This is a genomic window from Actinomadura gamaensis, from assembly GCF_042652125.1.
GTDB lineage: Bacteria > Actinomycetota > Actinomycetes > Streptosporangiales > Streptosporangiaceae > Spirillospora > Spirillospora gamaensis.
Map to the genome: position 1 here is coordinate 112381 of NZ_JBHSIT010000003.1, position 13809 is coordinate 126189.

At 70.8% G+C, this 13809-nt stretch carries 11 protein-coding genes; 5 read left to right on the forward strand and 6 right to left on the reverse strand.

What is annotated here, in order from left to right; translation table 11 throughout:
* Positions 1-516: 516 nt before the first annotated feature.
* The 4 genes from ACFPCY_RS10985 to ACFPCY_RS11000 form a co-directional block, all read right to left on the reverse strand.
* Complete coding sequence (locus ACFPCY_RS10985) at positions 517-1485, reverse strand: D-alanyl-D-alanine carboxypeptidase family protein (protein WP_378253975.1); 969 nt, start codon at positions 1483-1485, stop codon at positions 517-519.
* A gap of 316 nt (positions 1486-1801) precedes the next feature.
* On the reverse strand, positions 1802-2500 hold the full coding sequence (locus ACFPCY_RS10990) for a hypothetical protein (RefSeq protein WP_378253977.1): 699 nt from the start codon (positions 2498-2500) through the stop codon (positions 1802-1804).
* Between the two features lie 4 nt (positions 2501-2504).
* Entirely contained in the window at positions 2505-3932 is a 1428-nt protein-coding gene (locus tag ACFPCY_RS10995) for a selenium-binding protein SBP56-related protein (RefSeq protein WP_378253979.1), read from the reverse strand.
* 226 nt (positions 3933-4158) lie between these two features.
* A complete protein-coding gene (locus ACFPCY_RS11000) occupies positions 4159-5277 on the reverse strand; it encodes a sulfite oxidase (RefSeq protein ID WP_378253981.1) in 1119 nt (372 codons plus the stop codon).
* Positions 5278-6623: 1346 nt separating this feature from the next.
* On the opposite strand from ACFPCY_RS11000, the gene ACFPCY_RS11005 reads away from it, so the two are divergent.
* The 4 genes from ACFPCY_RS11005 to ACFPCY_RS11020 all read left to right on the forward strand — a co-directional run bounded on the left by ACFPCY_RS11005 (position 6624) and on the right by ACFPCY_RS11020 (position 10828).
* Positions 6624-7526: an AAA family ATPase gene (locus ACFPCY_RS11005; RefSeq protein WP_378253983.1), complete on the forward strand. Its 903-nt coding sequence runs from the start codon at positions 6624-6626 to the stop codon at positions 7524-7526.
* Positions 7527-7860: 334 nt separating this feature from the next.
* The gene (locus ACFPCY_RS11010; RefSeq protein ID WP_378255111.1) at positions 7861-9117 is read left to right on the forward strand and encodes a vWA domain-containing protein; all 1257 of its coding nucleotides are present in this window, start codon (positions 7861-7863) and stop codon (positions 9115-9117) included.
* A complete protein-coding gene (locus ACFPCY_RS11015; protein WP_378253985.1) occupies positions 9110-10225 on the forward strand; it encodes an XdhC family protein in 1116 nt (371 codons plus the stop codon). The genes ACFPCY_RS11010 and ACFPCY_RS11015 overlap by 8 nt, the downstream gene beginning before the upstream one ends.
* A 21-nt stretch (positions 10226-10246) precedes the next feature.
* Positions 10247-10828 carry a nucleotidyltransferase family protein gene (locus ACFPCY_RS11020; protein ID WP_378253987.1) on the forward strand — a complete coding sequence of 194 codons (582 nt, stop codon included), beginning with the start codon at positions 10247-10249 and terminating at the stop codon, positions 10826-10828.
* Positions 10829-11154: 326 nt separating this feature from the next.
* Here ACFPCY_RS11020 and ACFPCY_RS11025 read toward each other — a convergent pair whose 3' ends face one another.
* The gene (locus tag ACFPCY_RS11025) at positions 11155-12375 is read right to left on the reverse strand and encodes a DUF6986 family protein (protein WP_378253989.1); all 1221 of its coding nucleotides are present in this window, start codon (positions 12373-12375) and stop codon (positions 11155-11157) included.
* Positions 12372-13289 carry an aldose 1-epimerase family protein gene (locus ACFPCY_RS11030; protein ID WP_378253991.1) on the reverse strand — a complete coding sequence of 306 codons (918 nt, stop codon included), beginning with the start codon at positions 13287-13289 and terminating at the stop codon, positions 12372-12374. The genes ACFPCY_RS11025 and ACFPCY_RS11030 overlap by 4 nt, the downstream gene beginning before the upstream one ends.
* On the opposite strand from ACFPCY_RS11030, the gene ACFPCY_RS11035 reads away from it, so the two are divergent.
* Positions 13261-13791, forward strand: a complete 531-nt coding sequence (locus ACFPCY_RS11035; protein ID WP_378253993.1) for a hypothetical protein — start codon at positions 13261-13263, stop codon at positions 13789-13791. The two genes, ACFPCY_RS11030 and ACFPCY_RS11035, sit on opposite strands and share 29 nt — an antisense overlap.
* The last annotated feature ends 18 nt before the right edge of the window (positions 13792-13809 follow it).

Consider the following 13809-nt stretch of genomic DNA (forward strand, 5'->3'; position numbering starts at 1 on the left):
GGGCGCGAGAGCATCGGAGGCGCCGGGGCGGCGTATGCCGGTGCCGCGATCGGCGGGGCGGGATGCGGTGGTGCCCGGGGCGGTGGCGGGGGATGAGCCGGTGCCGGAGCGAACGGCGTCGCGTGTCAGCGCGTCCGGGATGTCCGCGCTGGAGAGTGTGCGGGGGTTGGTGCCGCTGATCGGGTTGCCCGGCGTCACGGCATCGGAGAGGCCACTCGGGACGGCGGCGACGTCGTTGGGCTCGTCAGTCGCCGTCCGGGCGATGGCCGGCGGCGCTGCGACCAGGGGAATCGTGAGGATGGTGCCCACCAGCAGTCCCGTGCGTCGCATCAGCGGTCCCCGTCTCGCTCGTCCGACGAAAGCTCATGCAGCTTCGCGGGCGCGCCGGGGCTTCGCAACCGGTTCGGCGAAACGCAGAAAGGCCCGCTGTCGAGAAGGGGGGAAGTCCTGACGTCGGGACGGGAAAGCCCCTCGCGCCGAGGCGGCGCGAGGGGCTTCCGGTGGTGGAGCGTCGCGTCAGTCGACGTTCGCGCCGGCCGGGACCGGCGGGACGACCCAGACGTCGGCGGAGCGGACGCCGAAGCCCCAGTTGAGGACCTTCGCGGCGTCCGTGAAGCGGGCGGCCTCGACGGTCTTGGAGCTGTCCATGACCACGCCGATCAGCGTCTTCTTGCCGCGGGTGGCCTCGAACAGCAGCGAGTATCCGGCCGCGTTGGTGTGGCCGGTCTTGATGCCGATCGCGCCCCTGTAGGCGTTCTTGCCGGAGCCGAGCAGCCGGTTGGTGTTCCACGGGCTGTAGGCGTGGTGCGAGCTCGTCGCGCCGAGGTAGTAGCGCGGCTGCTTCACGATGGCCCGGAAGGTGGCGTTCTTCATCGTGAAGTAGCCGAGCCGGGTCATGTCCCAGGCCGTCGAGTACGTCGAGGTCTCCGTCGGCCAGTTCAGCCCGTCGAAGTTGGCGAAGTGGCTGTTCTTCATCCCGAGCTTGCGGGCGTTGGCGTTCATCTTGGCGACGAACTTCTGCCAGCCCGGGCCGACGGTGTCGGCGAGCACGTACGCGGCGTCGCAGCCGGACGGCACCATCATCAGGTTCAGCAGTTGACGGACGGTCAGCCGGTCGCCCGCGACGAGCCCGGCGCGGCTGGCGTCCGTGTGCTGCTTGGTGATGTACTCCACGTGCTTGCGCTGGACGGTGACGACCTTGTCCAGGCTGATGCCGCTGTTCAGCACCGTGTAGGCGGTCATGACCTTGGTCATGCTGCCGATCGGGCGCCTGGTCTTGTCCGCCCGGGCCCAGCGGGCCTTCTTCGCGGACACGTCGTACAGATAGGCGGACTTCGCCGCCACCCCGCTCGGTGCGCCGGCCGCCCAGGTGTCCGGGCCCGGGGCCGGAGCCGCGTCGGCCGCGGTCCCGGCGACGGTGAGCAGCGGCGCGGCGGTGAGGGCCGCGACCGTGCAGCGCACGGCGAGTCGTGCAGAAGCCTTCATGGCATCCCCGTTCGCGAATTGCCCCATGTGTCACTGATGTCCCATGGGTCCGCTAGGAGACTGCCATCCCCGCCTGCCCGTCGCAATTGATCAAGCTCAACTGAGCGAACGACCTCAACCCGGCCCCGTTTCTCATCCGCGCATGACAACGCCCTCTCGTCCCCGGATGACAACCCGGCCGCCTCCGCCAGTGCCAACCCACCCGTTCTAGAACGCCCCTCCGCTCCTGGGACGCCCGTCCGCGCGCCCGTGGCCGCGATCTCAGGCGCTTGCGGACGTGACACGGGTTAGGTGACATGACAGGGAGTCGGCGAGGTTAGGCGGTGGCCAGGGCGAAGGCGCCGGCGCCCACGAGGGCCACGGCCCAGACGCGGTCCAGGTTGAGCCAGGTGTGGCGGAGGACCGTCAGGCCGAGGACGTCGTAGACGAGCAGCGCGATGATCCCGGCCGTGACGAACATGGCCAGGGTGTGGACGCCGGTCACGAAGATCGCGGCGGAGACGGCGCTGCCCGCGGCGTGACCCAGCCCGTGCGCGTGCGCGTGGACGAGTCCGTGCGCATGCGTCAGGGCATGGCCGGACGCCGAGGCCCCGGACGTCCCAGACGAGCCTGACGTCCCGGACGCGGCTATCACCGGCAGCAGCATCAGCCCGGCGCCATGGGCCGACGACATCAGGAACGACCAGCCGGCGAGCTGCGGCAACGACAAGCGCATGCCCACCCAGCGGAAGTGGCGTTTCGACAGCAACCGCCACAGTCCGAACACGACCAGCGCCACGCCGCCGGCCACCGCGACGATCTGCGCGGCCACGACCGAGCGGGTGAGGGTGACCAGCAGCGCGACGGCCCCGACCGAGGCGGCGTGTCCGGCGGCTATGGCCGGGAGGGCCTCCAGGACGCGGGTCCGGCTGCGTTCCTGGAGGCCGCGCGCCACGGCGAACAGCCAGCCCATCGCGGGGTTGAGGCCGTGGAACGCCCCGAGGACGACCAGGGCCGCCAGCGATCCGTCCGTCACCGGCTCAGGGGTAGCAGTAGGAGTCGGACGAGGCGTCGCCTCCCTGCAACCGCGTCTGGTGGACGCGCAGCCCGCCGAACTCGTCCCCGTGCGGGAAGAAGCGCGGATCGAAGCCGAACCCCGCGGCGGACGAGTCGAGCCCGGACGAGTCGAGTTTGGCCATCCACGCGCCGACGCCGTCCGGGTAGAACTGGTCGTCCCATGCGCGGTACAGCGAGTTCGTCACGTAGACGCGGCGGCCGTCGCGGCTGACCTCGACCATCTGCGGGCCGCCGGCGAGCGGACGGTCCGGCGCGGACGGATGCGGCGTGCGGTTCACGATCCCGCCGATCCGCACCGATCCGGCCTCGACGGGGTGGAACGGGTCCGTGACGTCGTAACGCTTCAGCTCTCCCGTTCCCCAGCACGACACGTACAGCCAGCGATCGTCCACGGACAGGTCGATGTCGGTGACCAGCGGCGGGACGGCCCCGAACGGCTGGATCACCGGCGGCAGCGCCTCGGCGGGCGCGGGCTCGGCCGGGATGGTGATGACCTTCGTGGCCGTCCACGGCCCGTCCTTCGAGCCGTCCTCGCGGTGCCAGAGCCAGATGGACGCCGACAGGTCCTCGACGCTGACGACGACGTTCACGAAGCCCCACTGCCGTGTCGGATCGTGCGCGGGGCGCAGTTCGAGCGCCATCTGATGCTGGTCGCCGAGGTCCACCTGCTGGACGTGACGGCGTTTGCGCAGGTCCCAGAAGTGCAGCGAGTGCCCGTACCGGCGGCCGAGCAGCAGCTCGCCGACCACGCCGTCCTCGATCATGGACGGTGTGCCCCATTCGGACGTCACGAGCACGTCGTGCGCGATGTGCCACCAGGCGTCGTAGGCGAGGTGCTGCGGCCCGCGATCGACCTCCCAGCGTCCGAGCACGTCGAACGAGTCGTGGTCGAGCAGCGCGATCCCGCCCGGCCCGTCGTGTCCGTTCGCTCCGCCGAGCGAAGAAACGTACAACCCCTCAGGCCCGCAGTGGACGGTGTGCGGACGCGAGTATCCGGCGCGTTTGGCCAGCTCATCCGGTTCGAGGATCTTGGCGATCTGCGGAGCGGTCGGGTTCTCCTTGACGTCCAGGAAGTAGATCCGGGACGAGCGGAGCCCGGGAACGACCAGATACCGGCGTTCGACGTGCGGATGCGGTGCGTACGGGCAAAGCGCACTGCTGCATGCGTTCCAGCCCATGTGGTGCAACTCGTCGCCGGTGTTCGGCAGCGCCGTGCGCCCGACGACCGTCCCGTAGGCGACGGAGTCCGGATCGACGTCGACGACCAGGACGGCGTCCGGCCTCTGGGAGGACGGATCGAACGCCGCCACGTAGGCGAGTTTCTCGGGAGGCGCGGCGACGGCGTCGCGCGGGGAGGCGTAGAAGGTCGGATCGGGCTTCCACAAGGCCATAGGGGGTCTCCTCAGTGGCGTTCTCTGATCCTTACTCGGCTGATCACGTTGTCCAAGGTCCGTTTGAGGCCATCGCGGCGCTTAGCGCGCGGAAGGCCGCCGCCGCGCCCGGTGGCGCGACGAGGGTTAGGAGACGGTGACAGGGTGGGCGCCGCGCCTGGTGGCGCGACGAGGGTTCAGGAGACGGTGACGGGATGGGTGCCGCGCCTGGTGGCGCGACGAGGGTTCAGGAGACGGTGACGGGATGGCGGACGACGGCGCCGAACAGATATCCGAGCGTGTTGTAGGTCGCGGTTTCCGGCTGGGTGTGGCCGGTGTCGTCCGTGGCGCGGGCGAGCAGGTCGTACCGTCCGGGCCCCGGCGGACGCCAGCGCAGTGACCAGCGGACCCACGCATCGGACCGGCCGTGAAGCCGCGCGCGCCGCCAGTGCGCGCCGCCGTCCGTACTCACCTCGACCTGCCGGACGCTGCCGGTGCCCGACCACGATCGTCCGGTGAGCGTTATTGCGCGTCCGGTCCCCGAATCGATCGTGGCGGGGAACGGAAGCTCGAATGCGCTTTTAACGTTCATCGTGGTCAAGGGCGCACTGCCCTCGGTCGGGAAGTCCGGCCCGAACATCCGGTAGTAGCGGGTGTTCCAGGGAGAGGCGAGCTCGTGGTCGGCGACCTGAATGTCGCCGAGCCACTTGATGGACGCGATGCCGACCCAGTGCGGGACGACCAGCCGCACCGGGAAGCCGTGGTCGGGCGGCAGCGGTGCGCCGTTCATCTCGTACGCGACCAGGACGTCCTTCAAAGCCTTCGCGATCGGCAGCGGACGCCGGACGCGCCCCATGTTCTCCCCGCCGTCCACGAAGTCGGCGTCGAGCCCGCGCGGCATGACGTCCACGGCGGTGGGGGAGAGCCCCGCCCGGTGCAGGACGTCAGCGAGCGGCACACCCCGCCAGCGCGCGACGCCCACGCCTCCGAGCGTCCATGGCGTTCCGCTCACCTTCTCGTTCTGTTGTGTCGTATAGAACGAACGACCATTACCTGTACATTCGATCGCCGTCGTGATCGTACGAGCGCGCATTGTGAGCAACTGCCCATATGTGAGCTCGAAGGGACGCTCCTCGGTAGGCGAGCCGTGCAGGCCGGTGCCCCACAGCTTGAGCCGCCACGTCCGCGCGTCGATCCGAGGCGTGGCGACGTGATTCCGAACGAAGAAACGATCGATCGGAGTGAGCACGCCCTCCTCGCGCATGGCCTCCCAACGCATCTCGGCGTTCGTGCCACGCGGAATGAACAACTCCGGCGGCAGCGGCTTGACGATCCCGCCCGCCGGAACGTCCGCAAGAGTGCGCAAAGGATCCTCGAACCCCCGAGCCAACGTCCCGCCGCGCCCTCTGGACCCCACGGCCGACGCGAAGGCCACGCCACCCGAAGCGACAGCCGCCGCCCCAACGACACTACCCGCGACCGCCCCCGCCGAAAGCCGCAACACCCCCCGCCGAGAAACCCCCCGCCGCCTCGCCCCCTGCCCCGTCAGAACCTGCCGCTCCCCAAACCCCTCCAAACCCTCCCCGGCGCCCGACCCCTCATTTCCCCCCACGCCGCCAACCGCGCCCGCGCCTGCAACCAAGTCCACGCTCCCAACCCTGTCCGCGCCTGCAACCGCGTCCGCGCCTGCGTCCGCGTCCGCGCCTGCGATCCCGCCCACGGCCCCAAGCGCGCCTGCGTTCCCGTGCGTGTTCACGTACCCGCGCGTGTCTGCGTTCCCGTGCGTGTTCACGTACCCGCGCGTGTCTGCGCTCGCATGCGTAGCGCTTCCGGAGTTGTTTGCGCGCTCGGCCACCCATGCGCTTGCGCCCGGGCCTGCGCTCCCATGCGTGTCCGCGTTCGCAGAGTTGCCTGCACTCTCGGCCGTGCGTGCGTTCCCGAGTGCACCGGCGCTTCCGGGCGTATCCGCGCTTCGGGAGGTGCCCGCACTCCTGAGTACGGCCGCGCTCCCAGCTGTACCTGCGTCGTCGGAGTCGCCTGCGCTCCCGGATGGGCTCGTCCCCCTGGAGGCGCTCGTGCTCCCCGCGGTGGCTTTGCCGCCGGTCGTGGTTGCGCTCTCGGAGGTGCCTGCACTGCCGGACGGGCTCGTCCCCCTGGAGGCGCCCGAGCCCTCTGCCGGGGCTTTGCTTTCGGTCGTCGCTGCGGCCTCGGGTGTAAGTGAGCTTCCGGGCGTGCTTGCGCCTCGGCGCGTGCCCATGTCTCCGGAAGTGCTCGTGCTCCTGGACACGGCCGCGCTTTCGGACATGCCCGGGCTCTCGGACGTGCTTGTGCGTCGGCGCGCGTCTGCGTCTTCGCGTGTGTCCAGGTGCCTGTCTCCGCTCGCCTTGGTGGCATCACGTCCGGGCGCGTCGCCGGGGCGAGGCGCGTCGGTGCGAGGGCGGGAAAGGGGCGTCTTGTTGGGCTCCGGGTGGCTATGGACGTTCGTTTCGCCTGGCGCGTGCCTACGGGGCCGCGCGGTCGTGTCGCGGATGGACGGCGCTGGGGGAGTGTTTCCGGACTCTCGTGCCGGGGCGTCGGAAGGGGTGTGGGGCTGGGCGGGAGGCGTCTCGGCGGTGAGATCGGGATCCATGGCATCGATGCTGCTGAGCGGGCTGCCGGAAGTCAACTTTCCCTACTGAATTAATCTGTTTCTCTCTCGGTAGGCTGTGTGGCGTGGCGCACACCACCCCGCCTTCGCCGCGTCCGCCGGGATCGTTCCCAGCGTCGCCCGGCGCGCTCGCGGAGCTGCTCGACCAGCACGCCTACCTGTGTGACGACGGACTCGCCACGGCGTGCTTCCTCGCGCTGCGGATGGGACGGCCACTGTTCCTGGAAGGCGAGGCCGGAGTCGGGAAGACCGAGCTGGCCAAAACGCTCGCGCGGGTGCTCGCCGCGCCGCTGATCCGCCTGCAGTGCTACGAGGGACTGGACGCGACGCAAGCGCTCTACGACTGGGACTTTCCCCGGCAGATCCTCCACCTGCGCGCGGCCGAGGCCGCCGGCATCACCGACGCCGCGCAGCTGGAGGGCGAGCTGTACGATCGGCGGTTCTTGCTGGCCAGGCCCCTGTTGCGGGCACTGGAGACGAGCCCGTCCGTCCTCCTGGTGGACGAGGTCGACCGCGCGGACGACGAGTTCGAGGCGTTCCTGCTGGAAGTCCTGAGCGATTTCACGATCTCGGTACCGGAGCTCGGGACGATCCGCGCCGAGACGCCGCCCGTGGTGGTCGTGACGTCCAATCGAACACGCGAGGTGCACGATGCGCTCAAACGCCGCTGCCTCTACCACTGGCTGGAGCATCCGTCGTTCGACCGGGAGGTCGCGATCATCCGCCGCCGCCTCCCGGACGCCGCCGACCGGCTCGCCGGGCAGGTCGCCCGCGCCGCCGCCGCGCTGCGCTCGGCCGACCTGCTGAAACCGCCGGGAGTCGCGGAGACCATCGACTGGACCGAGGCGCTCGTCGCGCTCGGCGTCCGCGACCTGGATCCGGACACCGCCGCTCTCACCCTCGGAGCCGTCCTCAAGTACCGCGAGGATCGCGAGCGCGGGCTGGCCGCCCTGTTCAACGGGGGATGAAACCAGCATGTCGGACGACAGAACCCCCGAAAACAAGCCTCGAGCATCGGCCGAACCCGTCCTCGGGGCATCGACTGAACGCGACTCCCAGGCAACAGCCGAATACGCGCCCCGGGAATCGTCCGAACGCGGCCCCCAACCATCAACCGATCACGCGCTTCGGGGATCATCTGAACGCGGGTTTCGGGGATCGTCAGAACGTGGGGTTCGGGCATCAACCGGACACGAGCCGCAGGCGTCGAAGGGCATGCGGGACGTGGTTGAGACCGTGATCGGATTTGCGCGAACGCTCAGGGCCGCGGGCGGACGCGCCGATTCCGAACGCGTGCAGGCGATGCTCGCCGCCCTCGACCACCTGGACGTTCTGGCGCCGCGCGACGTCTACTGGGCCGGACGTCTCACTCTCTGCGCCGACCCTGAAGACCTTTCGCGCTACGACCGTTGCTTCGCCGCCTACTTTTCCGGCAGGACGGCTCGGCCGGCTCGGAGTCGCACGCCGTCGGTGCCCGTCGTCCGAACGGTCCGGGTGGCTCCGCCCGTCCCAGATCCGCCGTCCGGCGACGAGGAGGACGTTTCGGACAACGCCCAGGTCGTGAGCGCGAGCGCGGCGGAGGTGTTGCGGCATCGTGATGTATCCGCGCTGACACCGGATGAGCGTGCCGAGGTCAACCGCCTGGTCGCCCTGCTCGGCGCGTCGACCGAAGCACGCCGTTCCCGCAGACTCGCCCCTTCATCGAGCGGACGCTTGGACCCCGCCCGGACGATCCGCGAAGCCCTTCGCCGAGGCGGCGAACCCGCCGTCCTCCGCCGCCGGACCCACCGGACCCGACCGCGCCGCCTTGTGCTTCTGGTGGACGTTTCCGGTTCGATGTCCCCTTACGCGGACACGCTGCTTCGCTTCGCTCATGCGGCCATCCGAGCGTCCAACGCTCACACCCGGTCATCCGCACATTCACCCGCTCAACCACTCAAACGAGCAACTGTTCGTCCGACCGAGCATCCGCTCATCAGCCGCTCACCTGAACAGGAAGCAGCGGGAACAGGCACACCGAGCACGACGTCAGGGGGGCCAGGGACGGACGGCGCTCCAACCCTCAAGGGACTGGCGAGAACTCCGAAGCGAGTGCGTGCGGCGGCGGGATCGGCGGGACGCGTTGTGGAGGTGTTCAGCGTGGGAACGCGGCTGACCCGCCTCACCCCGGAACTCCGGAACCCTGATCCTGATGCGGCGATGCGGGCGGCTTCGGCGGCCATTCCGGACTGGAGTGGAGGAACGCGGCTCGGCGAGGAGCTGAAAGAGTTCCTTGACCGGTTCGGGCAGCGCGGGCTCGCGCGCGGCGCGGTCGTCGTCATCGCGTCGGACGGATGGGAGCGTGGCGACGCGGCGCTGCTCGGCGAGCAGATGGCGCGGCTCTCGCGACTCGCGCACCGCGTGATCTGGGCGAACCCGCACAAGGCGAGGCCCGGATACGAGCCGCTCACCGCCGGGATGGCCGCCGCGCTCCCGCACCTTTCCGCCTTCACCTCCGGGCACAGCCTCGCCGCCCTGGAGGAGCTCGCTCGACTGATCGGAGAACCGGGCCATGCGTGACGTGCTCGACGACATCGCCTCCTGGTACGCGTCCGGACGGACGTTCGGCCTGGCCACGGTGGTCGGGACGTTCCGCAGCGCGCCGCGTCCGCCCGGGGCGGCGATGGCGGTGTCGGCGGACGGCGAGGCGGCGGGCAGCGTGTCCGGCGGCTGCGTCGAGGGCGCGGTGTACGAGCTGGCGCAGGAGGTCGCCGCGACGCGGAAGCCGGTCGTCCAGCGGTACGGAGTCAGCGACGACGACGCGTTCGCCGTCGGCCTGACCTGCGGCGGCATTCTGGACGTGCTGGTCGAGCCGGTCGACGCCGCGTCCTTTCCGGAGTTCGAGGCGGTCGTGGACGCGATCCGCGCGCACCGTCCCGTCGCGCTCGCGACCGTCATCGCCGGGCCCGGCCGGCTCGGCGCGCGCCGCGTCATCTGGCCGGACGACGCATCCGGATCACTGGCGCCCGGCGAACCGCACGCGGCACGGCTCGACGCGGCCGTGGACGACGACGCGCGCGGCATGCTCGCGCAGGGACTCACCGGCAGGCGCCATTACGGACCGCAAGGCGAACGGCGACTGGACGACCTGACCGTGTTCGTTCACAGTTTCGCTCCACCACCCCGGCTGCTCGTGTTCGGAGCGATCGATTTCGCCGCCGCCGTGGCGCGGGTGGGCAAGTTCCTGGGCTACCACGTGACCGTGTGCGATGCGCGACCGGTGTTCGCCACGACCAAGCGCTTCCCCGACGCGGACGAGGTCGTGGTCAGTTGGCCGCACAAGTTCCTGAACGAAACAGACGTGGACGAACGAACAGCCATCTGTGTCCTCACGCATGACCCGAAGTTCGACGTCCCGCTGCTCGAGATCGCGCTGCGCACGTCCGCCGGATACGTCGGCGCGATGGGATCCCGCCGCACCCACCAGGACCGCCTCGCGCGCCTGCGCGAAGCCGGCCTCACCGACGCGGAACTGTCCCGCCTGCGCTCGCCGATCGGCCTCGACCTCGGCGCGCGGACGCCCGAAGAGACGGCGGTGTCGATCGCCGCCGAACTCGTCCAACTGCGCTGGGGCGGATCGGGACGACCGCTGTCGGACACCGACGGCCGTATCCACGGCGAGGCCTGATCCAACGGCTACCCTTCCCGGATGACCCTGCACGGAGCGCAACCACCCGCCGGGCTGCTGCTCGCCGCCGGCGGCGGCAGCCGGCTCGGACGGCCGAAGGCACTGCTGGAACTGGACGGCGAACGGCTCGTGGACCGCGGCGTCCGCACCCTCCGCGACGGCGGCTGCGCGCCCGTCGTGGTCGTCGCCGGAGCGGTCACGGTCGAAGTGATCGGCGCCGTCGTGGTGCCGAACCCGGACTGGGCGACGGGCATGGGCTCGTCCCTGCGCGCGGGCCTCGCCGCCCTCCCGCCCGAGTGTCCCGCCGCGGTCATCGCGCTCGTCGACCAGCCGCGCATCACGCCCGCCGCCGTGTCGCGCCTGCTCACCGCCTACGAGAACGGCGCCGGCGTCGCCGTCGCCACCTATGGCGGACGGCCCCGCAACCCGGTCCTGATCAGCCGCGAACATTTTCCCGCCGTCGCCGCGTCCGCCCTCGGCGACGTCGGCGCCCGCCCCTTCCTGCGCGCCCACCCCGAGCTGATCACACCCGTGGCGTGCGACGACGTCGCGTCCCCGGACGACATAGACACGCCAGCCGACCTGGCCGCCTACCAGAAATGACCGGTTTCTAGCCGCCCGCTCCACCCCCGAACGCCGTATCAGCAGGCCGCCCGAAGGCAGGCCGCGTGAGCGGTCTGCCTTGATCGGCCTACCCGAGGACGAACTGCGCGGGTTGCGCGGCTCGTCCTACGGACGAGGTCGGCGGCGCCAATCGGCTTGAGCTACCGGCTGAGGCCAGCCGGCTGAAGCCACCGGCCTGGGGCCCAGCCGGTTGAAGCCACCGGCCTGGGGCCCAGCCAGCTGAGGCCAGCCGGCTGAGGCCAACCGGCTGAGGCCACCGGCGGCTGGAGACGACCGGCTGGGGCCGTCCGGGATGGTCGGAGGCGTTACAGGGTCTGGGCCGGGAGGGCGGACGGGTCCAGGGCGCCGCAGTCGACGGCGCGCTGGAGGCGGGAGGTCAGGGCCTTGATGGTCGCCGGTTCGTCGAGGACGCCGTCCTTGGCGGCGGCCTGGTCGTGCCAGGCGCGGACTCGGGCCAGGGCGTCGTCCACGCCGGCGAGGTGGAAGGCGTAGACGGCGGCGTAGCGGCTCGGAAGGTGGGAGGGGTGGAGGTCCCAGCCCTGGTAGAAGCCGTTCGCGAGGGAGTGGCGGACGTGGGCGGCGTGCGTGGTCCAGGTGTGGTGGACCTCGTCGGGGGAGTCGTCCCGGGGGACGAGGTTGGTCGAGCCGTCCGAAAGGCGGATGCCGGTGCCCGCGAGGGTCACCTGCATGATGTTGCGGGCGAAGTCGCAGGCCGGGTGGTCGAGGCGCTGCTGCTCCGGCGGCAGGCCGCAGGCGGCGGTGTAGTCGAAGACGCCGAAGTGCGCGGCGGTCAGCCGGCCGCGTCCGGCGGCGGCGATGCCGCGCAGCCCGACCAGGCCGTTCTGGTCGACGATCGACTCGGTCGTCTCGATCTGGACCTCGAAGCGGAGGATCCCGGCGGGCAGGCCGAGCGCGCCCTCCAGCCGCTCCAGGTAGTCCACGAAGATCGCGACGTGCTCGGCCATCACGACCTTCGGGAAGGTGATGGTGAACCCGCCGGGCAGGCGGCCGAGGCGGTCGCGGAGCGCGGTGAGGAAGGCGTCGAGGGTGCGCATCGAGCGCTCGTGGCCGCCGTCGGCGAACGACTTGACGCGCAGGCCCCAGTAATGCGGCAGGGTGCGCGCCTGGTAGGCGGCGGCGACGGCTTCGACGACCTGGGCGACGTGGCCGTCCTCCTCGGCGTCGGGTCGGACGCCGTAACCGTCCTCGAAGTCGATGCGGACGTCCTCGACCGGCTCGGTGGCGAGCTTGGCGGCGACGCGCTCGTGGACGACCCCGGCGAGGCCCGGATCGAGACCGAACACCGTGCCGAACGTGCCCGCGCCGGGCGCGTGCGCGCTGAGCAGGCGCGACGCCTCCGCGCCGAACTCGGCGGCGGTGTTCTGGGTGTAGCGGTCCGCCGGGACGTAGACGGTGTGCACCGGTTGCCGTCCCTCGGCCGGGCCGGGGAAGGTCTCGTCGTGCAACGCCCGGATGGCGGCGACGCGGGCGGACAGGTCGTCGATCGAGGGCACGCTGAGGTTCACGACGCCATGATCCCCCAAGAACCGCCCGTTCGGGCACCCGGCGCGAGTTCGATCAGGTCCGTTCCGGTGACGAAGGCGTTCGGCGGGGCGGTCATCGGCTCGACGGCGAGGCCGCGGCGGCGGTACTCGGCCGGGATGGTGTGGGCCGTGTACACCTCGATCCAGGGGTGCGCCTCGTCCGCCCAGAGCGCGACCGAACGTCCGCCTCCGGAGAGGCGCGCCCATGCTCGACCGTGTTCGTCGCGAACAAGACCGGTGTACGCGTTGTCGATCTCCCGCGTCCCGATGACGTGGCCACCGCGCAGGTCACGGTCGGTTCCGTCCACCGGGACGGCCGCGTCGAGCGGGATCATTCGATCACCGGCCGGAAGGAAACGATCGGCATCGAGCTCGACCGTGCACTCGTCGATCGGGACGCCCACGGTGAGGTACGGGTGGGCGCCGTGCGCGTACGGCGCCGGCCGCGTTCCGGTGTTCTCCGCGGTGAGGCGGACGGTCAGGCCCTTCTCGGCGTCCAGGACGTACTCGACGGTCAAGGCCAGCCGGAAGGGATAGCCCTGCGAGCCCAGCAGGTCGAGGGAGAGCGTGATGCGATCATCCGCCTGCTCGACCGCCGTCCACGGCGACCACCGGGCCAGGCCGTGGATCGCGTTCTCGAACTTCGGCTCGGAGAGCGCCAGCTGGTACGACTCGCCGTCGAACGAGTACCTGCCGCCGTCCACCCGGTTCGGCCACGGGACGAGGATCTGGCCGAAGCCGGCCGGAGCGAGCCTGTCCGCGTCGTGCGTCAGCACCAGATCGTGCCCGTCGCGGGTCAGGCTGCGGAGCCCCGCGCCCGCCTGGGTCACCACCGCCCGGTAGGGGCCCGCGGTGAGAAGGTGCTGGGTGCCGGTGATCGGACGCTGCTCACTCATGCCGGGCAGATTATCCCGCCGCCGCCCCGACGCCGTCCCCGACCTGCGGGATGCCTCCAGCGATCGAGCGAGCTCAAGCACGCCGATCGCTGCGCGACCGAACATCGTCGCTCGCTTCGGCGTGCAAGTGATCACCGGCGTGCAAGCGATCACCGACAAGCAAACGGTCACCAGCGTGCAAGCGGTCACCAGCGTGCAAGCGGTCACCAGCGTGCAAGCGGTCACCAGCGTGCAAGCGGTCATCGACGAGCAAACGGTCGCCAGCGTGCAAGCGGTCACGGATGCGCAAGCGGTCACGGACGCGCAAATGGTCACCGACGACCAAGCGGTCACTGATGAGCGAATGGGTCGCCGACGCGCGATCGCTCACCGACGCGCGATCGCTCACCGACGCGCGATCGCTCACCGACGCGCGATCGCTCACCGACGCGCGATCGCTCACCGACGCGCGATCGCTCACCGACGCGCGAACGCTCACCGGTGTGCGCACGCTCACCGGTGAGCGCGGCGGCGTGGCTCA